This window comes from Citrobacter sp. UYEF32, from assembly GCF_040546205.1.
Lineage (GTDB): Bacteria > Pseudomonadota > Gammaproteobacteria > Enterobacterales > Enterobacteriaceae > Phytobacter > Phytobacter diazotrophicus.
Genome location: NZ_JBEPNI010000004.1, coordinates 201,071 through 224,363, shown reverse-complemented (window position 1 = coordinate 224,363; position 23,293 = coordinate 201,071). Strand labels below are relative to the sequence as shown.

Genomic DNA, 23,293 nt, shown 5'->3' with positions numbered 1-23,293 from the left:
ATGCCTTTGCGGCGTTATTCGCTGATGGCGTAACGGAAAATCAATACATCTTCGGTGGCGTTATCTTTCCAGCGAACCGGAACATGGTTACCCGCCCCCTGAGAAACCAGCCACTGCGAATAGGCCCCTTCCAGTACGGTAGCACTGGCGCGGCGCCAGCCCGCTTCATCGCGATGCTCCGGCGCGTGCGGCCAGGCGCAATGCATCAGAATAAGTTCACGCTGTGCCGGGGCCATCTTGACGAATCCCCAGTTAAACAGCTCCAGTACGCGGTTGATGCTGCTCTCCAGTTCGCTCACCGTAGTGGCACGATCGATGGGATACCACTGGGCCATCATCTGTCCAATACGTCTCAGTGCTTCCGGGTCTTTGTCCGACTGCCCGTCTGAAAACTCATTGAAAAACAGATACACCAGGTCATGCCAGCCTGCCTGATAGTTGCGTTGCAAATAGGTGTCTTGGTTACTAAACATCATTCATCCCACGGGTTATTTGTTTTGGTCGACAAAATATTTAAAATAAAACAACGCCTTACCTTCGTTATAACTGCCGAAAGTGTCATATCCCAGGTTGGCGCCGAGCGCCACGTTGTCGCTCAGGCGATAGCGTGCGTCGACGCCCAACGTATAGCCCACACCGTTTTTCGCGGAGGCTTTGTACACCGAATCCACGTTGTCGACGGTACTGGCCAGGCTATTCAGTTGTGACTGCAAACTGCTGTGGCCGGGGAAGTAGTCACTCTGATCCTGTCGCCAGGATTGATACCCCACCGCGCCATTCAGCGTCAGGTCCCATTTATCTATCTTGCGTGTCAGGGTGACGGGCAGCGAGACCGCCATATAGTTTTGCGGACTGAAATAGCCGCCCTGACCGAGGCTGTAGTTACTCAGGTTGCGGTCAAAGTCCATGTAATTGACGTTGACGCCCATCTTGAGTTCGCTTTCTGTGGTGCGGAACAGGCGTAAATAGCTGCCTGCCAGCGCGTTGACCGAGTGGTTGGTTGGCACGTTTTCGCCAATCCAGGTATCAAAGCCCAGACGGGCATATAAACCCACAAGATCGTTATCCCACGCGTACTGGGCCGAGACGCCGTTACGGGTGACCGCCCCCCAGCTTTCGCCGGTGGTTTTATCTTTCGCACCGACATACGAGAGCAGGCTATCGGTGACCGCACGGCGCTCAGCTTTCAAATCGAGTGAGCTATTGCGCGACAGTTTCGGCATCCACTCGACACCGCCGACCAGGCGGGTGAACTCACCGCCGGTTGGCGTATTGCCGATATCCAGTTTGTAGCTGTCGCCGGTCAGGCTCAGGTTGGTCTCCATGCCGTTTGCCTGTTGGCCGCTCTGGGCGTCCGCATCGGTTGATGTGGTGGTCGTGGTTGTACTTGCGGCGGCAGCCAGTTTGGTGGCATGCGTGATCTGACCCGAACCAAAGCGGTTTGCCGAGTTGCCGGACATCTCTCCGGCATTCAATGAGACCGGCGAGACGTTCAGGCTCAGACGGGCGCTATCGGTTATCGTGCCGGAAATCGTTAGCGGCGCTTTCACCTCGTCCAGTGCGCCAAGGCCAGACTCACCGCTACGGGTGCGCAGTGACACACCGCCACCTGTCCAGGTCGCGGTCTTGTCCTGCAGATCCTGCATCATGTTATTAATGCTGGTCATTGCGGTCTGTTGTGCCTGCTGCGTGGGGGAGGGGAGGGAGACCACGTCGCTTATCACGTCGCTTTCATCTTCCTCTGTACCCTGTTGCAGACGCCACTGTGCGGTACGCAACAGCGACATTGCCCGTTGATTTTCACCGTTTGCGGCCGCCACTCTCGCGGCCAGCATCATGTAATCCGCATCCTGCGATGGTTCCAGCGCGCTAAACGCACGGCGGGCGGCATCATGGTCATTACGTGCCAGCGCCAGGTTGACGATCCCGGTTAACGCCTGCTTGTCGCGTGGCGATTTGCGCAGCACGAACGTGTAAATCTCATCGGCTTTATCGTCCATATGATCGGACTGATATACCCGCGCCATCGCCAGTAACAAATCGGTATTAGCCGGGTTGGCGCGCAGGGCGGGCATCACCAGGTTCCAGGCGGCATCGGGTTTGCCTTTTTCGCGTAACCGATCGGCGCGGGCAATGACGCTGGCGATACGAATATTGTCGATCTCTTGCTGGCTGGCGCTGTTTTGCAGCACCGGCGAGTTAAGCACGCTTTCTGCTTCCGCAAAGCGTCCGGCCTGGTTCAGCACGCGGATTTGCCCGGCATAGTCGGCCAGGGTTCCATGCAGCCCCTGAGCCTGGTTTTCACGAACCAGTTGCAGGGCAAGCGGCGTATCCCCGGCCTGCATCATCAACTGAGCGTAACGGCCAAGATCGACAGGCGTTTGCGGCGGCGTACGTTCCAGCGATCGCAGGGAGTTGCGGGCGGCCTGTGTATTACCCTGACGCAGATAGTTCTGGGCGATATCCATTTGCAGGTTGCTCTGGACGCGGCTGTTGAGCGCCGTCATGTCAGCGCTGAATGTCGCACGTGGGACCTGCGAAAGCAGGCTCTGGCTTTTCGACCAGTCGTTATCCTCGGCGGCATATACCGCGGCGGCATACAGCGCTTCATTACGCTTGTCGGCACGTTGCGCCACGCTTGCCATCAGCGTGGCGGCCTGCTGTTTCTGCCCGGCTTTACGCAACTGACGGGCATAATCGAGTTGCAGCCAGAGGTTTTGCGGGTATTTGCCGCAGGCAGCCTGCAGGATCTGCATGGCTTTCGACCCATTGCCCGACTGCAATGCAGCCTGCGCGGCTTTACGCTCGTCATCACCGTTATCGCCAAAGGTGGCGTAGCGGGTTCGCAGACTGGCGGGCAGTGTGCGTAGGATCTGCTCGGCTTCGGTCTGTTTGTTTTGCTGACGCAGTACCCACATCAGGCCGGTGCGGACATCGGTATTTTGCGGGTTATCCGCCAGCAACTGGCGATAGACCTGCTCCGATTCCGCCGGTTTACCCTGACGGCGCAAGATGTCGGCGCGTAGCATATCTGCTGCCTGACGCTGGCTGGAGTCGCTGCCGGCGCTGGTGTCCAGGCTGGCGAGTGCGTCGGCATAGCGTCCTTTCTGATTCAGGCTGCGGGCCTCGTTTAGCGAGGCGTAGAACCGCGCATTGTCGGCATCCTTCGCCCACTGCAGGCTGTTCTCGTTGTTGCTATTTTCCTGTGATGCGCGGCGCAGATACTTTTGGGCATCCGCAAAGCGGCTCTGGCGCAGCGCCACATAGCCCATTCCGGCGAGCGCGTTGCCATTGCTGGCCTGCCCCTGCAAAACCTGGGCGAATTTGTCCTTCGCTGAATCGAGATCGCCGCTGTTCAACGCATCAAAACCGGATTTGGTCGCATCCCCTTCCACGCTCTTGCGGTAGTGGTCCATCGGCGCGTTATCTTCCGGGTGTCGCTGAGCATAACTGGTATAAACGGGCAGATCCGATGCTTTAGGTTCCAGCCACAGCAGCGCCTGTTGCAGCGCTTTATCGGCGCTTTTGTCATCTGCGGCGATGGCCGACAGTTGTGCTATCCCTTCGCGACGGGTCTCTTGCTGCCAGGTCAGCGCCATTGCCAGCGCCTGCTTGCTGGCGTTGTCATCCGGCATCATTTTCACGCGCTGACGCAGGGCGGCCACCCCTTCTGGCCAGGTGGCGCTGTCGCCCGCCATCGTCTGGTAATACTCCAGCGCGAGTTCATCCGGCGGGTTGCCTTTAAACAGCGCGCGATAGGCTGCAACCGCCTCTTTGGTTTGCCCGTGCTGTGCCAGGTTACGCGCCGCATTGAGCTGAGAGGGTGAAATGGACTGCATCGAGTTGGCACTGTTCAGCGCCGACAGGCGCGGGTCCTGCGGGGCTATCTCAGCCATTTTTTTGCGCCAGATGTCTGCCTGCTGGGTGTTACCCCGCTGGAGCTGATAAAGCGCCGTCAGGTACATCGCGTCGACGTTGTGCTCATCCACTGCCAGCACTTTTTGCAGCGCTTCGAGCGCCATATCATCATGTGCTTTACTGTGCCAGTAGCTTGCCTGGGTTAGCAGTTTTTTGACCGCCGCATCATTGGCGCTCTGGCTGGCATCCGTTGTGTCGGCGGCAGATGCCGGGTGGCTCGTGCCAATCAGACACAGCAGGTAAAAGGCGTGCGTCAGTGGTTTGCCAATAATACGCTTATTCATGTTCGGTCTTATCCTGCAGGCGTTGCTGAGCGTGTCGCTTCAACGTGCGGTACAACATGGGGCTGGCAATCGCGGCAATCAGGCACGCGAGAAGCGACAGCCAGAAAATGTGTTGGCTGGCGAACCACAAAATCATCAGATAACCCGGCAGGTCGCCGCGGGTAAATTGCTCGCCAACGCGCCAGCTACGCACATCGCCAGCATCTCCGGTCGCCACAAAATCGCCGTTCGCATTGCTTTTAAACGTCGGTTTCGTCATATCATCCGGCAGTTGCTGCAACTGATGATCGTCAGTGCCGGTGGCAATCACCACCACACGCCCGGTGTTCCAGGGCGAACGAACGCTTACCAGGCCACGCCACTGGCTGGTGTCGTTGAGGTAACTTGCGGCATCGATATCTGTCCGTGCCTGCTCGCCGCTGAACAGTGATGTCAGGCGGCTTAAGACGCTGGCGGTACTCACTTCTAGCGTGTTTTCATTAAGTGAGAAGGCGCTGCCCTGTAACAGTGGTTTGAGCAGTTCACCATTACGCAGGCTGCCAATGGCGAGCACGTCGCTACTGGCTAACTGTTGCTGCCCGCTCTCCTGTTGCGGCATTCCGGTGAACAAATGCAGGTAGCTGGCGCTAACACCCGTATCACGACCGGATTTCGCCATCAGGTTCAGCAGCACAGAGGTCTCTTCCAGGTTCGGGTGCGCAGACATCAGAACACTGGTGTTCGCCAGGTCAGCGTTGCGGGTGAATGGGAACATGGCATTGCTGAACCAGTTCAGATTTGGCAACTGCCCAAAGTGCCACGAATGGGAGAAATCCAGCGTTGAGTTGCCATCAATGCGGCTCTGAACGTTGTCATCGCCCAGCGCATTACAGGGGGCATTTTTCTGCGGTTTGATACCAAACCAGAAACCCAGTTGGTTACTACCGAGAATGGCGCGTGGGTCAATATTCACCACCGCGCTTTGCTGGCGCTGGGTCAGACCGAGCATATTCATTACCGGTGCGAAAATGCCGTCTTTGCTCACCGGCAGGCGCTTAAGGAACTCACCGTTCAGGCTGACATTGAGGAACGAGTTACTGTCATCGATCCAGACTTTTTGCGCAAAACTGTAAGTGAGACGCAGCGGTACGGCGCTGCCATCCCACATAAACAGATCCGGCGCTGTGACGAAGGGGAGCTGGTTTTCCCCATGCCAGACACCGTGCGCCACCAGACTGCCGTCATCAGCCTGTAAGCTGCGAAGCGCAACCGGATGGCTGGTGTTGACCCAGCGTGGAGCGTCGTATTCGCCACGTTGCGTCATTTTTACCGCCGTCACTTGCAGAGTGTCGCTGTCTGGCAGAGCCGGTTGGGTAAGACGCCAGGCAGCCTGGCGCAGTTCTGTCTCGTTGTGGCCGCTTATCACCAGCAGCTTGTAAGCCGGGTTCAGCGGGTTATCGATCACCTGCAACGCCGCCCCTGGGTTTTCGCCGAGGGTCACCTCACCGATATGATCGCCAGGTTTGCCCAGTAAAATACCGTTACCCGCAGGCAGCGTGTTGTACTGCACATCGAAACGGCTGGGCTTACCGGCACTCATCACGCCAAAGTGTGAGGCGACAATGGCGGCTGCGGTAAGGACATCCGCGTCGGGGCTGGTGGAAAAGGCGATACTCAGCGCCTGATCTTTAGTCTGCTTCGTATCAAAGAACGGGCGAGGGAAGGTGCTGAGCGTTTTGCGCACGTTCAGCCACAGCCCCTGATAATTGAGCGTCGATGTAGGTGTTAACGTCACGCGGTAATCTTCCGGCAGCGTGCGCTGACAGCTCCAGCCATTATTGATAATGTCGTCGCTGGTTTTTAACTGGAAACTCAGGTTATTACCCGAGGCAATCATTGATGCCGGAACATCCAGATTCCAGAAGCCTTTCTCCTGCTGGACCTGATCGAGCGGAATGGCACCCAGCGGTTGCCCGTTAAGCATCAGTTGCAGGTTTTCGCCTGGCACATCCGTGCGGTTCACCTCCACATTCAGACTGATATGTGCATCGGTAATCACCAGATCGCCCGGCAGCGTAAAACTCACGCCATTCTGCAACTGTTGGCCGGAAAGCGTCAGGCCGCCTGCGGCCCCCATATCGCCAAAGCTCAACGAACTGGAGATGTTCTGATTGCTGGCATTTGGCGCGGCGGCGACAACCGCAGCGGGGGTTGCCTGAGTGCTTTTTACCCCTTGCAGCGGTGGCAGCTCCGGCAGAGCTTCATTGTTGGTCGACAGTGCCGCCCAGGCGATACCGCTGGTGCCACACAGCAAGACCGTGGCTAACAGCAGAGGATTACAGCGCATGTTTAACCTCTTCCTGGTTTTTCGCCACGGTGGCCATTTTGCATTTCACCGTTGCACTGCTTTTTTTACGGCCAAAGAACAGTTCCCATACACACTGCAAAATGCCTGCGAAAGAGGCCAGCGGGCGGTCCGGGGCATGGGGCGGTTTGTACCAGGCATCGGCGCGAGAGAGCACTACGCGTACCAGTTTGCGGCGTTCGTTGAGGGGCAGGTTGTCGAACTCTACGCGAATATCGTTGTTTCCCACGCCAGCGGCACGCAGCGGTACATGGGCAATTTCATTCCCCAGCCCCAGTTCAATCTGTACAGGGACTTTGTAGCGCAGGTCTTCCCCTTTCTGTAGCGCCACGCGCGCACCGCCCATGGAGATATCAAAGGTGCGGGTGAGCATGTGTGAGCCGTCAGAGAAAAGTACTTTTGTCGGCAGACTGGCGTAGATGCGGATCGTTTTGCGGATCTGCTTACTCTCTTTCGCCACGGCGATTGAGGCCAATAAAATGATGGTGCTAAAGCAGCCCCAGGCAATGTTAAAAAGGATGACGCGGGGGTCGATGCCAGCGTAGTCATTCATGTAATAACGCACGCCGACCCAGATCATACTGCCGACCATCAGCAGCACAGTGATAATCAGCGGGCGCACGGTATAGGCATCAAAGTAATCGCGATCGGTCAGATCGCCTTTATCCGTCACGTTAAATTTCCCAAGGCGCGGTGAGATAAGGCTGAGCAGCGTCGGGAGAATCAGATGGAAGGCCATCACCGTCTCATAGATTTCCCCCCAGAACGCGTAGCGATACCTGCCTGTGATGCGCGAGTTCACGAGGGTGGAAAGCACCAGGTGCGGCAACACATAGGAGAAAATCAGCGTCGCGGATGAAGAGATAATGTTCAGGTTAAATAGCATAAAGACCAGCGGTGAGGTAAGGAACACCACTCGCGGCAACCCATACTGAAAGTGCAGCATCGCATTGAGGTAGCACAAACGCTGGGTCAGCTTGAGGCCGCGCCCGAGCAGCGGATTATCGATACGGAAAATCTGCGTCATGCCGCGCGCCCAGCGAATACGCTGGTTCACATGCAGCGCCAGACGTTCGGTCGCCAGGCCTGCCGCCAGAGGGATATCAAGGAACGCCGTATTCCAGCCGCGACGCTGTAGTTTCAGCGCGGTATGAGCATCTTCGGTGACCGTTTCGACCGCAAAACCGCCCACTTCCTCCAGCGCGGAGCGCCGGATAACTGCACAGGAGCCGCAGAAGAAGGTCGCATTCCAGTTGTCGTTCCCCTGCTGAACCGGGCCGTAGAAGAGTGCGCCTTCATGGGGCACTTTCTTTGCTGCCGTCAGGTTACGTTCAAACGGATCCGGGGAATAAAAGTGGTGTGGTGTCTGAATTAGCGCCAGTTTGTCATCACGGAAGAACTCACCGACGGTCGCCTGCAGGAACACGCGGGTCGCCACGTGGTCGCAGTCGAATACGCAGATAAGCTCACCTTCGGTGAGGGTCATCGCGTGGTTGAGGTTACCGGCCTTCGCATGGCTGTTATCCGGACGAGTCAGATAGCCTACACCTGCTTGCGCAGCGAAATCCCGGAACTCATCCCGCTTGCCGTCGTCCAGAATATAGACCTTCACTTTATCCTGTGGATATTCGATGCACTGCGCCGCCAGCACCGTATCGCGAACCACGTCGAGGCTTTCATTATATGAAGGCACATAGATATCGACGGTCGGCCAGGTATTGTGATCTTTCGGCATCGGGGCAATGGGGCGCTCCAGCGGCCAGGCCATTTGTACATAGCCGAGCACCAGAATAGTCCAGGAATAGATTTCAGCCGCAAAAAGCAGACCGCCGAGTACCATCTCCAGCGTGGAGTCGAAATGCAGCGTCGTCGTTGCGCGCCACCAGATATAACGTGTGGACATCAGCAGCGAAAATACCAGCATAGCCAGGACCGATTTTTTGCTTTTAAATCGACCAAGAATAAAAACGGCCACAATCACTGACAGGCCGAAAAGGTATTGTTTATCGCTGCTCATTGGGGTGACTACCACCAACAACGATAATAAAAGCAGCGTCAGCGTGAGAATAATTCCGATGATTTTTTGCATGTTTAATAATCTGTACGGAAAACAGTAAGGCCGACCGGTCTGTTTCCGTTCCGGTAACCCTGTTAAAAATCATGACTTGTCAGACTGAATAGCCCCTGTCGAAAAGCACAACGAGCGGCTAATTTCCTCACCTGAGTCAGGACACGCTTATGAGAAAAACTGGGCGCCAACCCGGTAATTGGGCGGGGTTATCTGCCAATGACGGTAAATAATACGTCCAGACGTACCGGGTTGCGTTCGCGAATTTCCGGTTCGGACGTCTGGCGGGACAGGGCCGCAACACTTTCCAGAATGCCACCGGTCGGAGAGGAAAACGCGTTTTGTACCAGCGCAGGTTTTGCTTTCGGCCAGGAGAGGGTATTGACGTTGGGTGCTGGTTGAGAGCTTTCCAGGTGAATATCCGCAGGCACGGTTTCAACAATGGTTTCTTTAACATCACCATTAACATCGGGCGTTGTGACTGTTACTGCTGTTTGCATCGTTGCACCATCTTCGTCGTTTATTTTCTGGAAAGAGACACCGGACATCTTCAGTTTTGCAGTCAAAGAACTTAAATCGTCATACATAGTATTTGCCTGTCCTCGATGTGTTAAACACGCACTAAATTTAAGCAATGTTATCTGCCTCTTTCTCTATTACCGCTGGCTCCTTATTGCTGCGGAACGTATTACCATCAATCATTGAATACGTTAAGTGGATCATCATTTATTGTTGATGTCCGCTTTAATTGAGAATTTCCTTATATACTGAGGTGGGCAAAGTGGCAGGTCAAGTGACGCTATCAATAAATAGAAATTCACTTATTTAAGATGTCTATTAATCTATCTGTTGTTCATTGCGTTGTATGGCGGGAGACCGCGCGGCGTCAGGCTTGCGTGGTAGCGAGATGAAAAGATGATGTATTTAGCGTAGACGATAGTTTTCAATAATAATTGTAGTAAACCTCAATCTCCTCAATTTCTTCATATTTGATTCATGTTTTTATTATTTACCCTATCGGCATCTTTTGCTAAAACTTTATCAATAAATAATTATCCATTTATTTAATTTCTCTATAAATGCAGTTTCCTGCAAATATCGCTATTGGCTGATATTGAACCGATGGCTGCTTTCTATTAGTATTGCCCCGACCTCCCTGGTATAGAAAAACTATCATGCCTTTTGACAATGATATTTTCGGCTCGCAGTCAATGCTTGCCGCGCTGGAATATGTTCATGATGCTGTTGTTCTTATCGACGGCGCGGAAAATGTTTTTTTCTTTAATAAAGCGGCCGAGACGCTATGGCGTTATTCGCGAAGCCAGGTGCTGGGCAGAAAAGCAGCGGATATTCCCCTGTTCACCTCCCCGGAGGCGCCCGGCGAGGAAACGTCGCTTACGATTGTGTCGGCAACCGGGGAAGAAACCACGCTTTCTGCCACAGTGCGCTATGACGGGGCGGCGCGTGCGGGCGCACCCTGCATGGTGGTCGTGCATATCGATCAGCAAAAGATTACGCAACTGTCGACCTTTAATCTGCTGACCGGTCTGCCAAAGCGTAGCGCGCTGCATCGTCATATTGATGCGCTTTTTCAGCAGGGCGCCTGTGCGTGTGCCGCGCTCTTTTTCCTTGACCTCGACCATTTTAAAGATGTTAACGATGCTCTGGGCTATGCCGCCGGGGACAGCGTACTGGCCGCCATTGCCCAGCGGCTGACGGCGGAATTTTCCCGCCAGGCGTTTGTCAGCCATCCTGACAGCGACACCTTTGTTCTGGTCTTCCCGGATTGCGATGCCGCGAAGGCAACCACAATTGCGCAGCGTATTCAGGCGTTATTCCGTCTGCCGTTTAATGTGGCTGATCTTGCACTGAACGTGACGGTAAGTACCGGCATCAGCCTCTATCCCGATCACGGGATATCCCGCGATCTATTGCTTAAGCAGGCTAATCACGCCTCGCATCTGGCAAAAGGGGCGGCGTCGGGCGGCTATCTTTTTTTCAGTAGTGAAATGAACCAGGTGGATCAGGAGCGGTTAAAGCTGGCGGCGGCACTGAAACTCGCTATTGCCAGCAACCATTTACATCTGCACTACCAGCCGCAGATTTGGCTCAAAAATGGCGAGCTTTATGGGGTTGAGGCGCTGGCGCGCTGGTCCGACCCGGTATTGGGCGATATTCCCCCAGGTAAATTTATCGCACTTGCTGAGGAGACCGGTGAAATCGAAGGCATTGGTCGCTGGACGCTCCATGAAGCTTGCCGCCAGATGGCGGAATGGCGTAGTAATGACATTCATGTGCCCGTGGTGTCGGTAAATCTTTCGCCGATTAACTTTTATAACAGCAGCTTGCCGCAGTATATCTCTTATCTGCTACGCCAATACCGCATCCCCGCACACTGCCTGACCATTGAGATTACCGAAGGCGTCATGATGGATAAGCGACCGGAAACCATGGAAGTCATTTGTGCGGTACGTGAGTTGGGGGTGGGGCTGTCGATGGATGATTTTGGTACCGGGTTTTCCTGCTTGTCCCGGCTGGCGCATTTGCCAATGACCGAGCTGAAAATCGATCAAAGCTTTATGCGCGACCTGCGGGAAGGTAGCAAGATGAAAGCCATTGCCACAACGGTGGTGAGGATTGGACAGAGCCTGCATCAAACTGTTGTGGCTGAAGGCGTCGAAACGGAACAGCAGCGTAATGAACTGCGGGAATTGCAGTGTGATATTGCTCAGGGGTATCTCTATTCACGGGCGTTAAATGCCTCGGCACTAGCAGGATGGGTGAAAAATCGTCTGCGTAGCGAAATTGTGCTTGAGTAATAGCTTGCGTTTACGCTCAGTCTGTTTCGTCTGTGAATAAACACCATCAGGATATATCACCTGGTGGTGTTTATTTTTATGCCGGTATTAAAAGCAAGATCAACTGATGTATTTCAGTATCAGTAATAGCAAACAAAATCCCAGCACACCCCAGGACATATGACGACCAGAACGATATACAGGATTCGTGCTGGTGGTTTTACTTTGACTATTCTCGATACCCATTAGAATTTACTTTCAGATTAGCGTTAATAAATCGTAACCACCGCAAGGGTTTGCGGTGAGCAAAAAGAACGGATAGGAATATAAATCCGTTGTGGATGCCGGGTGGGTTAATCAACAAAACGTCTTTCTCAGAATGTTCGACGGTCTAAATACAGAATGTTGACTAAACCTAAACTGGATAATAACCGTTGAAATCGAAAAACCCATGAGAAAAAAGAATGTGCTTTAAATTTATTTATGTAAATAGATGCTATCTATCATAAATAAAGAGGTGGGTAGGTTTGTATAAATAAATTGATGGCTGAATAAGAGAGGCCATAAAATAATAGTTGAATTGGTGGTGGTATTCATTCAAAAAAAGAGGGTAAATTTTCATTTACCCTCGTGATAAGAGCTTATACTCCGGCGAGCTATGAGTTTTCGCTGGATTTATGCGCCTGCGTCGGGTTTAGCGGCGGTTTTTTTCTTTCCAGATACATCACGTGCTCGCTGTTGTTCATCATCTCCAGCAGGTTGCCGTGTCTGTCCGGATCGTACTCCACGATGCCGTAAGAATAGTGTAGCCGGAACTTTTTCATTGATTTTTCATTGAGATCATCAATTTTTGACTGCAAGCTGAACAGGAAGGTGTCCACATCCCGATCATCGTCATGGCCCAGCAGGATGACAAATTTGCCTCCTTCCAGACGTGCGGCAACGTCATTCTTTTTCAGGCAGCGCAGAAGCACCGAGGCAAATTTTTTGAGCGTATTGTCGCCTTCGTTATGTCCGAAGAATTCATTAATAGCGGTGATGTTTTCAACATCTAAGTAAATGAGGCTAAACGATCGTTTATTATCAGTTAACCATGAGAAGCGTTTATCACCCAGTTTGTAAAAACCACGCTTATTGGGTAATTCGGTCAATGTGTCCGTCATCGCCATGCTGATGATATGAAATTCGTCCTCGACAATGGCACCCAGATCGAGCAACGCGTTGATATTTTCCGGGGTAAAGTCGCGCGGTTTGTCATCAATAATACATATTGTTCCGGCGATCGAGCCATCTGGCAGGCGGACCGGGCAGCCCGCGTAAAAACGTATATGCGGCTCACCAATAACAAATGGGTTATCGTGAAAACGCTCATCCACGCTGGTATCTTTCACAATAAAAATCCCCTGTGCCAGGATCGCATGTGCACAGAAGGATATATTGCGAGATGTCTCACGGACTTTCACTTCGCCGCTGCAGGAAACCAGCCATTGCCGATCGCGATCTAACAAGCTGATTATGCCTATTGGAACGTCAAATGCCGTTTTTGCCAGACGAGTCAGGCGATCTAAGCGCTCGTCATCCTTTTTATCGAGCAGGTCCATCATATAAAGAGATTTAAGACGCTCGGTTTCGTTTTCTGGTATTTCAGGAAATTTCATAGTGAGGCCTCATTAGCTATAGATTTACTATATCAGAGGTTTCTTATTTAGGTAGCGCCTCAAGACTCACCTTTACGTTGTATGAGAAATATTCTCCTCGTGTAGCATGGCACAGATTACGCTGTTGCCTCTGTCGGCGCCGTCCTACAATGTGTTCACTTATCACCCAGGAGGTATTCCATGTCTCAACCCACGCTTACTTATCGTCTTGGCGACCGCGAAGTTGGTCGTCTTGGCTATGGCGCAATGCAACTGGCCGGCCCCGGCGTGTTCGGGCCGCCGGCTGACGAAGCGAAGGCGATTCAGGTGCTTCGTGACGCCGTGTCGGCTGGTGTTAATCATATCGACACCAGCGACTTCTATGGTCCGCATATCACTAACCAGATAATCAAAAAAGCGCTGCACCCGTATCCGGCCGATCTGTGCATCGTGACTAAAGTTGGGGCGCGTCGGGATGACAAAGCCAACTGGCTGCCTGCGTTTAGCGCCGAAGAACTGACGCGCGCGGTAGAAGATAACCTGCGTAATCTTGGCCTCGACGCTATAGAAGTGGTCAACTTGCGCAGTATGCATGGTGTGCACGGGCCTGCGGAAGGTTCGCTGGAAGCTGAACTGGAAACACTGATTACCCTTAAAGAGCGCGGACTGATCCGGCATATCGGGCTGAGTAATGTGACGGCGAAGCAGGTCGCCGATGCGCAGGCGATGACGCCGATTGTCTGCGTTCAGAATATGTATAACGTGGCAAACCGTGAAGATGATGCGCTGATTGATGTGCTGAACGCACAGGGCATTGCCTATGTGCCGTTCTTCCCGCTGGGTGGCTTTACGCCGCTGCAATCCGGGGAACTGAACGCGGTGGCGCAACGTTTAAATGCCACACCGATGCAGGTTGCGCTGGCATGGCTGCTGCAACGTTCGCCCAATATCCTGCTGATTCCGGGCACCTCGTCGCCTGCGCATCTGCAGGAAAACCTGGCCAGCGCGCAACTGACACTGCCAGATGATGTGCTGGATATCCTCAACGGTATCGATAAGCGCTAAGTCGTATTGCCTCTCACCCTGAGCCTCTCCCTCAAGGGAGAGGCGTTGTAGCCCCGGTTAGCGCAGCGCCACCGGGGAAGGTCAATGCCGTTACGCCAGCGCCTGCTGCCAGTCGGCAATCAAATCATCCGCCCCTTCGATGCCCACTGATAACCGAATCAACTGCGGCGTAATGCCATTCGCCAGCCGCTGCTCAAGCGGAATAGAGGCGTGCGTCATACTGTAGGGCTGGCTCACAAGACTCTCCACACCGCCCAGACTCTCGGCGAGCGTAAACAGTTTTAGCTTACTGATAATCTCAGTGGCGTACTGGTCATTGCCTTTCACTACCACCGAAATCATCCCGCCGGGCAGCGCCATCTGCTTACGCGCCAGCGCATGATGCGGATGCGACGGCAACCACGGGAACCACACTTTTTCCACCTGCGGCTGCTGCTCCAGCCACTGGGCGAGGGCCAGCGCGTTACTGCTGTGGCGCTCAATACGTAGCGACAGCGTGCGGATCCCGCGTAGCGTCAGGAAACTGCTGAACGGGTCAAGTACGCCGCCTACGGCATTTTGCAAATAGCCCAGTTTTTCTGCCAGCGCCGGGTTATCACCCACCACCGCCAGCCCGGCCACCACGTCAGAGTGTCCGTTCAGGTATTTGGTGGCGGAGTGCACCACAATATCGAAACCCAGTTCAATCGGGCGATGAATCACCGGCGAGGCAAAGGTGTTATCCGCCACGCTCAGGATCTTATGCCGTTGCGCGATGGTCGCAATCGCTTCCAGATCTGCCAGCTTAAGCAATGGGTTTGTCGGTGTTTCAACCCAAATCATCCGCGTGTCCGGGCGGATGGCGGCTTCCAGCCCTGCCAGATCGTCGGGCTTCACCCAGCTCACCCGCAGGCCGGTGCTTCGCTTACGCACATTTTCGATAAGCCGGTAAGTGCCGCCGTATACATCATCAACCGCGACAATATGGCTATCCTTATCCAGCAATTCCAGCACCGTGGAAATCGCCGCCAGCCCGGAGGCAAAGGCATAACCACGTGTGCCGCCTTCGAGTTCGGCAATCGCGGTTTCCAGCGCGTGACGAGTCGGGTTACCGCTACGGGAATATTCATAACCGGTATGCTGACCGGGCGCAGGCTGTGCAAAGGTGGACGTGGCATAAATCGGCGGCATCACCGCGCCGTGCTGGTCGGTAAAGGTGCCACTGTGCACGCTCAACGTATTCAACGTTTTCATCTGTACTCCTTTATTGTTCCAGGCGGTTACGCCAGGTGGTCAGAACATCGCTGCGGGTAATCAGGCCAAGAAAGCGGTCATTGTCGGCAATCACAGCCACCAGGCCCCGGTCAAAAATGGCTTTCAGCGCGCTTTCCGGCGCGTGCTTGTCGAGGGTTTCCACGTTGCGGGTCATCGCCTCTTTCACCGGTGATGAAAAACGCGCGCTATCACCCTGTACGTGGCTTATCAGATCCCACTCATCGACAATGCCGACGACCCGGCCGTTTTCCAGCACGGGAAGCTGCGAGAAATCATACAGACGCATGCGTGCCAGCACGGCGGCCAGGGTGTCATCCGGCGCGGCGGTGACGGTGGCCCCTTCGTCGTGGCGCAGGGCAATGAAATCGGTCAGGTCGCCGCGCGTCGGGCGGCTTAACAAGCCTTGCTGGCGCATCCAGTCATCATTAAACATTTTGGAGAGGTACTTATTGCCGCTGTCGCAGGCGAGCGTTACCACTCGTTTGGTGGTCGTCTGCGCCTGGCAATAACGCAGCGCGGCGCTGAGCAGCGTACCGGTTGAAGAACCGGCCAGCACGCCTTCGGTTTGTAGCAGAGCTCGCGCGGCGGCAAACGCTTCAGCATCGGTAACCCGGTAGGCCTTATGTACGCCGTCGATATGCGCCAGCGGTGGGATAAAATCCTCACCGATGCCTTCGACCAGCCAGGAGCCGGGCTCACCGTATTGCCCGGTTTCAACCTGATCGGCCAGAATGGAACCTGCCGGGTCGGCGAGGATAAATTCGGTTTTTGGCGAGTGTTCGGCAAACCATGCCTGCAACCCCCCCAGCGTGCCGCCGGAACCGACGCCAACGACAATCGCGTCGATATCACCGTCAAGCTGGGCGTAAATTTCCGGCGCGGTGGTATTAAAGTGCGCCAGCGGATTGGCTTCGTTATTAAACTGGTCAATGTAAAACGCACCCGGCGTCTCTTGCGCCAGGCGGCGGGCATAATCCTGATAATAGGCCGGGTGCCCTTTGTTGACATCAGAGCGCGTTAAAACCACTTTCGCCCCCAACGCCCGCAGGTGGAAGATCTTCTCCCGGCTCATTTTGTCCGGCACCACCAGAATCAATGAATAGCCTTTTTGCGCGGCAATCAGCGCCAGACCAAGGCCAGTATTGCCCGCCGTCGCCTCTATGATCGTTCCGCCTGGCTGTAAATGGCCCAGCCGTTCGGCTTCGTTAATCATCGACAGCGCAACGCGGTCTTTGATAGAACCGCCAGGGTTCTGGTTTTCCAGCTTCAGAAACAGGCTGCAGGGGCCCGTCTCCAGTTTATGCAACTGGAGGAGCGGAGTCTGGCCGATAAGTTCACTAATCGAATGCAATACTGACATGGTTAATCACCCACAGATAAACGTGATGAGCGGATGATAGGTCTGTCAATTTGCCTGTTTAAAGAACGTTTATCCGGCGATTAGAACAAAAAGAAATATGAAGTGCTATTTAGACATCAGGAGGGAAAGGCGGTTAGCCGTCCGGATGTGTCGATTGCCAGAATTTGGCATTTTTGCTGTGTTTTTAGCCACTTTGCCAGCAATCTTCCTGCGTATTATGCGTTTAGCAGATAACCATTGCTGAATTTAGTCATTAGACAGAATAGCGAGAATCGCCGCCTCTTAGCGCCGAAAGTTATATCTAATGTCTATTTAGTTATTTGAATTATATTCATGACTGATTACTATCGTTTGGACTTCCATACTGCTAAACCGCCAAACGGAAAAGTAATGCAATGATCGTTCTCAGGAATATTTCTAAGATTTTCGACCAGGGAAAGGCGTCGATTACCGCCGTAGACAGCGTCAATCTGTCGGTTGAGCAGGGGCAAATTTACGGGATTATCGGCTACAGCGGCGCCGGAAAAAGTACGCTGATTCGTCTGTTGAACGGTCTGGAAAAGCCGACCTCCGGCAGCGTAGTGATAAACGGTCAGGACATCTCTGCGGCAAAGGGCGAGCAATTGCGCCAGGCCCGGCTGAAAATCAGCATGGTCTTCCAGCACTTCAACCTGTTGTGGTCACGCACGGTGGCAGAAAACATCGCCTTTTCCATGCAGATTGCCGGTGCGCCAAAAGCGAAAATCAATGCCCGCGTGGCGGAGTTGATTGAGCTGGTGGGGCTGAAAGGCCGTGAAAATGCTTACCCGTCGCAATTGAGCGGTGGACAAAAGCAGCGCGTGGGGATTGCCCGTGCGCTGGCAAACAACCCGGATGTGCTGCTGTGTGATGAGGCGACATCGGCGCTGGATCCGCAAACCACCGATCAGATCCTCGAACTGTTGCTGGACATTAACCGTCGTTTCCAACTGACGATTGTGCTCATCACCCATGAAATGCATGTGGTGCGCAAAATCTGTGACCGCGTGGCGGTGATGGAAAACGGCAGCGTGGTGGAAGAGGGGGATGTGATCAGCGTCTTTACGCATCCTCAGCAGCCGATCACCCGCCAGTTTGTGCGCCAGATTAGTCAGTATGAAGAAGCAGAGTTTAACCCTGAGCTGAATGCGGGTCTTGACGGTACGGTTATCAAGCTGACCTTTACCGGGCATAACACGCATCAGCCTGTCGTCGGTGAACTGACGCTGCGCTATGGCCTGCCTTTCAACATTTTGCATGGAAAAATGACCCAAACCGCTCATGGCGTGTTTGGTCAACTGTGGGTGCATGTCGTCGCCACAGAGGAACAGGTAAACAATATCCTCGCGGATTTACGCCATAGCGATATTGAAGGCGAGGTGATTAAACATGCTTGAGACACTATTTCCGCACCTGAAACTGGCCCAACTGTGGGCGGCCATGCAGGAGACGCTCTACATGACGGCACTCTCTGGCGCGGCGACTTTTGTGCTGGGGATCATTCTTGGACTGGCGCTGTTTTTGACTGCCCGCGGCGGATTATTTCAAAACCGCGTGCTCTATAGCCTGATTTCGATTGTGGTGAACGTGTTCCGCTCGATCCCGTTCATCATTCTGATTGTTCTGCTGATTCCGTTTACCAAAACGATTGTCGGCACCATCCTCGGGGCGAACGCCGCGCTGCCCGCGCTGATTGTCGGAGCCGCGCCGTTTTATGCCCGCCTGGTGGAGATCGCCCTGCGTGAGGTGGACAAAGGGGTTATCGAGGCGACCCGTTCGATGGGGGCACGCCTTAGCACACTGATTTTTCGGGTTTTACTGCCTGAATCATCGCCTGCACTGGTTTCCGGTATCACGGTGACGCTGATTGCTCTGGTGAGCTACAGCGCTATGGCCGGGGTTATCGGTGCGGGTGGCTTAGGAAATCTGGCTTATCTGGAAGGATTCCAGCGCAACCATGGCGACGTCACGCTGGTGGCGACAGTGACCATTTTGATTATTGTCTTCATCATCCAGTTCTGCGGCGACGCACTGACTTCTCTGTTAGATAAACGCTAATAAAATTAGGGAAACACATCATGAAAAAAACACTGACACTGATTGCCGCCATGACTTTGGGTGCAATGAGCTTCTCCTCCTGGGCCGACAAACTGACCGTGGGCGCTTCTAACGTGCCGCACGCTGAAATTCTGGAGCAGGCGAAACCGATTCTCGCAAAACAAGGTATCGATCTGGAGATCAAACCGTTCCAGGATTACATTCTGCCGAACACCGCGCTGGCTGGCCGTGAAATCGACGCCAACTACTTCCAGCACATTCCGTACCTGAACAGCGTACTGAAAGATCACGCGGGCGATAAAACCTATGATTTCGTCAGCGCGGGCGCAATCCACATTGAGCCGATTGGTATCTACTCCAAAAAATACAAGTCGCTGAAAGACCTGCCGCAGGGTGGCAAAATCATCATGCGTGATGCGGTATCCGAAGAAGGTCGTATCCTCTCTATCTTTGAAAAAGAGGGCGTGATCAAGCTGAAACCGGGCGTGGATAAAGTCTCTGCGCGTATCAGCGATATCGTTGAAAACCCGAAAAAACTGCAGTTCCAGCCGAACGTAGAAGCGGCGCTGCTGCCGCAGATGTATAACAACGACGAAGGTGACGCGGTGGTGATCAACGCCAACTACGCCATTGACGCAGGCCTGGACCCGGTACACGATCCGATCGCGGTTGAAAGTGGCGAAAACAACCCGTACGCCAACATCATTACCGTACACCGTGGCGATGAGAAGAAAAAAGACATCGTAGCGCTGGTAAACGTGCTGCACTCTAAAGAGATTCAGGACTGGATCCGCACCAAATACAAAGGTGCGGTAATCCCGGTAAACAACTGATTACTGCTGTTTCTGTGCGACGGGCTTGGCCCGTCGCACCTCCTTTCCCGAACCTGTTCCTGCCCGCCTGTGTGATGAATCTCACCGATTTTAAACAATTGCGATAATACTTGATAACAACGTACTACTATTGCCTGGGTCAATTTGCGCTGAGGTAGAAATGAAAGATGTCGTTATCGTGGCTGCGGTTCGCACGCCTATCGGCTGTTTTCAGGGGGCGCTATCGCACCATTCTGCCGTTGAGCTGGGAAGTTATGTCGTTCAGGCGCTTCTTGATCGCAGCGGGATTCACCCCCAGACCGTTGATGAAGTCATTTTAGGCCAGGTGCTTACCGCAGGCGCCGGGCAAAACCCTGCCCGCCAGTCGGCGATTAAAGGCGGGCTGCCCATGACGGTTTCGGCTATCACTATTAATGATGTGTGCGGGTCAGGGCTGAAAGCGCTGCATCTGGCGTCGCAGGCGATTCAGTGCGGTGAAGCCGATGTGGTCATTGCGGGCGGCCAGGAGAATATGAGCCGTGCCCCCCATGTGCTGACCGACAGCCGTACCGGGGCGCGACTGGGTAATAGCCAACTTATCGACAGCCTGGTTCATGACGGATTATGGGATGCCTTCAACGATTACCATATGGGCGTAACCGCAGAAAACCTCGCGCGGGAGTACGGCATCAGCCGTGCCAACCAGGATGACTGGGCGCTCCGTTCGCAGCAAAAAGCGCGCGCCGCTATTGATTCCGGACGTTTTCGCGATGAAATCGTGCCGGTGAAAGCGCTGTCCACCGACGGGCGACCATTACTGGTTGATACCGATGAGCAACCGCGCACCGACGCCAGCGCAGAAGGGCTTGCGAAACTCTCCCCGGCATTTGAACTGACGGGGTCGGTCACCGCGGGTAACGCCTCGTCCATTAATGACGGCGCAGCAGCAGTGATGATGATGAGTGAAGCCAAAGCGCAGGAGCTGAATTTACCGGTGATGGCCCGTATTCGGGCTTTTGCCAGCGTAGGCGTCGATCCTGCCCTGATGGGCATTGCACCGGTTTATGCCACCCGTCGCTGCCTTGAGCGCGTGGGCTGGCACCTGGATGACGTCGATCTGATTGAGGCCAATGAAGCCTATGCCGCCCAGGCGCTGTCTGTCGGTAAAGTGCTGGAGTGGGATGAAAAGCGGGTGAATGTGAACGGCGGCGCCATTGCGCTTGGCCATCCTATCGGTGCATCCGGCTGCCGTATTCTGGTCTCGCTGGTGCATGAAATGAAAAAACGTAATGCCCGTAAAGGGCTGGCGACCTTATGTATCGGTGGCGGGCAGGGTGTGGCGCTGGCAATAGAGCGCGACTGAGTCCTTCTTGCAGATAGCGTCCTTTCCCCCTAAAAAAAAGCCCTCCGTTAAGGAGGGCAAGGCCAGTTACAGAAACACTAACTCAAACGTCCCCGGGCAACGCGCCGCGCTACCCTGTTGTTTCTTTGTCGATACTTCCCTGGTGTATACGCATTCATTTTTGTGCCGCTATACACGCCATCAACATTTCAAAAATTCGGTGTTAATTTATCAAAACATCGTTTTACTTTGTGTGACGACCTGCGCAGTTTAAAAGAAAACGTAGCGCTTCGCATCATGAAAAACGCGATAACGTTGCGATATCAAAAAGGATCTTAGATTTCGCGCAGTAAAAATGCCTGCAGACTGTTAAAACTTCAAGATGTTATTAACTATTTGTTTGTTATCATTAAATTCTGTTCTCATGCCCAATGAACCGCACCTCTTCTTCGTGTAAATGCCAGACGTTCGTGATCGCAACTACAGTTTTAGAAATATATTACGAAAAAAATGAAACGTTGTTTTATATAACATTGAAAACGTGTTTTAGCCGGGATAAGATGTGCCCATACTGCAAAACGGAACGTTTTTTATTCGCTCCGTTACGTGCGATTCGAATGAAACATTGACTGCGGAGGTAAATGTGGACGTAAGACAAAGCATCCACAGTGCGCATGCGAAAACGCTGGATACCCAGGGACTGCGCAATGAATTTTTGGTTGAAGAGGTATTCGTGGATGACGAATACACAATGGTCTATAGCCACATCGACCGTATTATCGTCGGTGGCATTAAGCCGGTCGCCAAAACCGTCTCTGTTGGCGGCGAAGTGGGCAAACAACTGGGCGTAAGCTACTTCCTGGAACGCCGTGAATTGGGCGTTATCAATATCGGCGGCCCGGGCACCATTACCGTTGATGGTCAGTGCTATGAAATCGGCCATCGCGACGCGTTATATGTCGGCAAAGGGGCGAAAGAAGTGGTGTTCGCCAGCGTCGATACCGCGACACCCGCGAAGTTCTACTACAACTGCGCACCGGCACATACTACTTACCCGACCAAAAAAGTGACGCCTGCGGATGTTTCTCCGGTCACGCTGGGTGACAACCTCACCAGCAACCGTCGCACCATCAATAAATACTTCGTGCCGGACGTGCTGGAAACCTGCCAGTTGAGCATGGGGCTGACCGAACTCGCACCGGGTAACCTGTGGAACACTATGCCGTGCCATACCCATGAGCGCCGCATGGAAGTCTACTTCTACTTCAATATGGATGAGGACGCATGCGTGTTCCACATGATGGGGCAGCCGCAGGAGACCCGCCATATTGTGATGCATAACGAACAAGCGGTGATTTCGCCGAGCTGGTCTATTCACTCAGGTGTGGGGACGAAGGCGTATACCTTTATCTGGGGTATGGTCGGTGAAAACCAGGTCTTTGATGATATGGATCACGTCGCGGTTAAAGATCTGCGCTAAGCACCACAGGCATAACGAAAATATGCCTGCGGGTGCAGGCGTTGAAAGATTAAGGAACCAACATGATTCTGGATGCATTCTCTCTTCAAGGTAAAGTGGCTGTAGTTTCCGGGTGTGATACAGGTCTGGGCCAGGGCATGGCGCTGGGTCTGGCGGAAGCGGGTTGCGATATCGTAGGTATCAACATTGTTGAACCGACCGAAACCATCGAGCGCGTTACGGCGCTGGGCCGTCGTTTCCTGAGCCTGACGGCTGACCTGCGTAAAATCGACGGTATCCCGGCACTGCTGGATCGTGCGGTGGCCGAGTTCGGCAAAATCGACATTCTTGTCAATAACGCTGGCCTGATCCGTCGCGAAGACGCGATCAATTTCAGCGAGCAGGACTGGGATGACGTGATGAACCTGAATATTAAAAGCGTCTTTTTTATGTCCCAGGCAGCGGCGAAACACTTCATCGCTCAGGGCAATGGCGGCAAGATTATTAATATCGCCTCCATGCTCTCGTTCCAGGGCGGTATCCGCGTGCCGTCTTATACCGCTTCTAAAAGCGGCGTGATGGGCGTGACCCGTCTGCTGGCGAACGAATGGGCGAAACACAACATCAACGTCAACGCCATCGCGCCGGGCTATATGGCGACCAATAACACCCAGCAATTACGTGCTGACGAAGAGCGTAGCGCGGCTATTCTCGACCGTATTCCGGCGGGGCGCTGGGGTTTACCGAGTGACCTGATGGGGCCGATTGTTTTCCTCTCCTCCAGTGCATCTGATTACATTAACGGCTATACCATCGCGGTCGACGGCGGTTGGCTGGCGCGTTAATTCGCCTGATTTACCAAAAACCTGCTTTCGG

General features: G+C 53.8%; 16 protein-coding genes. 8 read left to right on the top strand and 8 right to left on the bottom strand.

Going from position 1 to position 23,293, the window contains the following annotated elements; translation table 11 throughout:
• Positions 1-14: 14 nt before the first annotated feature.
• The 5 genes from bcsD to ABIB59_RS12420 all read right to left on the bottom strand — a co-directional run bounded on the left by bcsD (position 15) and on the right by ABIB59_RS12420 (position 9,201).
• The gene (gene bcsD / locus ABIB59_RS12440; protein WP_172399068.1) at positions 15-473 is read right to left on the bottom strand and encodes a cellulose biosynthesis protein BcsD; all 459 of its coding nucleotides are present in this window, start codon (positions 471-473) and stop codon (positions 15-17) included.
• Positions 474-488: 15 nt separating this feature from the next.
• A complete protein-coding gene (locus ABIB59_RS12435; protein WP_354035636.1) occupies positions 489-4,202 on the bottom strand; it encodes a cellulose biosynthesis protein BcsC in 3,714 nt (1,237 codons plus the stop codon).
• A complete protein-coding gene (locus ABIB59_RS12430; protein WP_354035634.1) occupies positions 4,195-6,528 on the bottom strand; it encodes a cellulose biosynthesis cyclic di-GMP-binding regulatory protein BcsB in 2,334 nt (777 codons plus the stop codon). Before ABIB59_RS12430 ends, ABIB59_RS12435 begins: the two co-directional genes overlap by 8 nt.
• Positions 6,518-8,635: a UDP-forming cellulose synthase catalytic subunit gene (bcsA, locus tag ABIB59_RS12425; protein ID WP_107223939.1), complete on the bottom strand. Its 2,118-nt coding sequence runs from the start codon at positions 8,633-8,635 to the stop codon at positions 6,518-6,520. The genes ABIB59_RS12430 and bcsA overlap by 11 nt, the downstream gene beginning before the upstream one ends.
• A 188-nt stretch (positions 8,636-8,823) precedes the next feature.
• Entirely contained in the window at positions 8,824-9,201 is a 378-nt protein-coding gene (locus ABIB59_RS12420; protein WP_071193761.1) for a hypothetical protein, read from the bottom strand.
• Between the two features lie 588 nt (positions 9,202-9,789).
• Here ABIB59_RS12420 and ABIB59_RS12415 point away from each other — a divergent pair.
• Positions 9,790-11,433, top strand: a complete 1,644-nt coding sequence (locus ABIB59_RS12415; protein ID WP_071193762.1) for an EAL domain-containing protein — start codon at positions 9,790-9,792, stop codon at positions 11,431-11,433.
• A gap of 635 nt (positions 11,434-12,068) precedes the next feature.
• Here the strand turns inward: ABIB59_RS12415 and ABIB59_RS12410 are convergent.
• Positions 12,069-13,070, bottom strand: coding sequence for a sensor domain-containing diguanylate cyclase (locus ABIB59_RS12410; protein ID WP_052249186.1), 1,002 nt, complete (start codon positions 13,068-13,070; stop codon positions 12,069-12,071).
• Positions 13,071-13,250: 180 nt separating this feature from the next.
• Here ABIB59_RS12410 and ABIB59_RS12405 point away from each other — a divergent pair, with 180 nt between their 5' ends.
• Positions 13,251-14,114 carry an aldo/keto reductase family oxidoreductase gene (locus tag ABIB59_RS12405; RefSeq protein ID WP_079498518.1) on the top strand — a complete coding sequence of 288 codons (864 nt, stop codon included), beginning with the start codon at positions 13,251-13,253 and terminating at the stop codon, positions 14,112-14,114.
• 90 nt (positions 14,115-14,204) lie between these two features.
• On the opposite strand, the gene ABIB59_RS12400 is transcribed toward ABIB59_RS12405, so the two are convergent.
• Positions 14,205-15,347, bottom strand: a complete 1,143-nt coding sequence (locus tag ABIB59_RS12400) for a trans-sulfuration enzyme family protein (protein ID WP_125123919.1) — start codon at positions 15,345-15,347, stop codon at positions 14,205-14,207.
• A gap of 10 nt (positions 15,348-15,357) precedes the next feature.
• The gene (locus ABIB59_RS12395) at positions 15,358-16,728 is read right to left on the bottom strand and encodes a pyridoxal-phosphate dependent enzyme (RefSeq protein ID WP_354035631.1); all 1,371 of its coding nucleotides are present in this window, start codon (positions 16,726-16,728) and stop codon (positions 15,358-15,360) included.
• A gap of 395 nt (positions 16,729-17,123) precedes the next feature.
• Between ABIB59_RS12395 and ABIB59_RS12390 the strand changes: the two genes are divergently transcribed.
• The 6 genes from ABIB59_RS12390 to kduD all read left to right on the top strand — a co-directional run bounded on the left by ABIB59_RS12390 (position 17,124) and on the right by kduD (position 23,262).
• The gene (locus ABIB59_RS12390) at positions 17,124-18,143 is read left to right on the top strand and encodes a methionine ABC transporter ATP-binding protein (RefSeq protein WP_354035629.1); all 1,020 of its coding nucleotides are present in this window, start codon (positions 17,124-17,126) and stop codon (positions 18,141-18,143) included.
• Complete coding sequence (locus ABIB59_RS12385; protein ID WP_354035627.1) at positions 18,136-18,804, top strand: methionine ABC transporter permease; 669 nt, start codon at positions 18,136-18,138, stop codon at positions 18,802-18,804. The genes ABIB59_RS12390 and ABIB59_RS12385 overlap by 8 nt, the downstream gene beginning before the upstream one ends.
• Before the next feature lie 20 nt (positions 18,805-18,824).
• Positions 18,825-19,637: a MetQ/NlpA family ABC transporter substrate-binding protein gene (locus ABIB59_RS12380; RefSeq protein ID WP_039077131.1), complete on the top strand. Its 813-nt coding sequence runs from the start codon at positions 18,825-18,827 to the stop codon at positions 19,635-19,637.
• A gap of 160 nt (positions 19,638-19,797) precedes the next feature.
• On the top strand, positions 19,798-20,979 hold the full coding sequence (locus tag ABIB59_RS12375; protein WP_039077130.1) for an acetyl-CoA C-acetyltransferase: 1,182 nt from the start codon (positions 19,798-19,800) through the stop codon (positions 20,977-20,979).
• 622 nt (positions 20,980-21,601) lie between these two features.
• Complete coding sequence (kduI, locus tag ABIB59_RS12370; RefSeq protein ID WP_039077129.1) at positions 21,602-22,438, top strand: 5-dehydro-4-deoxy-D-glucuronate isomerase; 837 nt, start codon at positions 21,602-21,604, stop codon at positions 22,436-22,438.
• Between the two features lie 62 nt (positions 22,439-22,500).
• On the top strand, positions 22,501-23,262 hold the full coding sequence (gene kduD, locus ABIB59_RS12365) for a 2-dehydro-3-deoxy-D-gluconate 5-dehydrogenase KduD (RefSeq protein ID WP_039077128.1): 762 nt from the start codon (positions 22,501-22,503) through the stop codon (positions 23,260-23,262).
• The last annotated feature ends 31 nt before the right edge of the window (positions 23,263-23,293 follow it).

What these genes read in the sequence shown, in the direction of transcription:
- ABIB59_RS12415 (WP_071193762.1), top strand. Translation starts at nt 9,790, where the DNA reads ATGCCTTTTGACAATGATATTTTCGGCTCGCAGTCAATGCTTGCCGCG.
- bcsD (WP_172399068.1), bottom strand. Translation starts at nt 473, where the DNA reads ATGTTTAGTAACCAAGACACCTATTTGCAACGCAACTATCAGGCAGGC.
- kduD (WP_039077128.1), top strand. Translation starts at nt 22,501, where the DNA reads ATGATTCTGGATGCATTCTCTCTTCAAGGTAAAGTGGCTGTAGTTTCC.
- ABIB59_RS12420 (WP_071193761.1), bottom strand. Translation starts at nt 9,201, where the DNA reads ATGTATGACGATTTAAGTTCTTTGACTGCAAAACTGAAGATGTCCGGT.
- ABIB59_RS12375 (WP_039077130.1), top strand. Translation starts at nt 19,798, where the DNA reads ATGAAAGATGTCGTTATCGTGGCTGCGGTTCGCACGCCTATCGGCTGT.
- ABIB59_RS12395 (WP_354035631.1), bottom strand. Translation starts at nt 16,728, where the DNA reads ATGTCAGTATTGCATTCGATTAGTGAACTTATCGGCCAGACTCCGCTC.
- ABIB59_RS12390 (WP_354035629.1), top strand. Translation starts at nt 17,124, where the DNA reads ATGATCGTTCTCAGGAATATTTCTAAGATTTTCGACCAGGGAAAGGCG.
- bcsA (WP_107223939.1), bottom strand. Translation starts at nt 8,635, where the DNA reads ATGCAAAAAATCATCGGAATTATTCTCACGCTGACGCTGCTTTTATTA.
- ABIB59_RS12430 (WP_354035634.1), bottom strand. Translation starts at nt 6,528, where the DNA reads ATGCGCTGTAATCCTCTGCTGTTAGCCACGGTCTTGCTGTGTGGCACC.
- ABIB59_RS12400 (WP_125123919.1), bottom strand. Translation starts at nt 15,347, where the DNA reads ATGAAAACGTTGAATACGTTGAGCGTGCACAGTGGCACCTTTACCGAC.
- ABIB59_RS12385 (WP_354035627.1), top strand. Translation starts at nt 18,136, where the DNA reads ATGCTTGAGACACTATTTCCGCACCTGAAACTGGCCCAACTGTGGGCG.
- ABIB59_RS12435 (WP_354035636.1), bottom strand. Translation starts at nt 4,202, where the DNA reads ATGAATAAGCGTATTATTGGCAAACCACTGACGCACGCCTTTTACCTG.
- ABIB59_RS12380 (WP_039077131.1), top strand. Translation starts at nt 18,825, where the DNA reads ATGAAAAAAACACTGACACTGATTGCCGCCATGACTTTGGGTGCAATG.
- ABIB59_RS12410 (WP_052249186.1), bottom strand. Translation starts at nt 13,070, where the DNA reads ATGAAATTTCCTGAAATACCAGAAAACGAAACCGAGCGTCTTAAATCT.
- ABIB59_RS12405 (WP_079498518.1), top strand. Translation starts at nt 13,251, where the DNA reads ATGTCTCAACCCACGCTTACTTATCGTCTTGGCGACCGCGAAGTTGGT.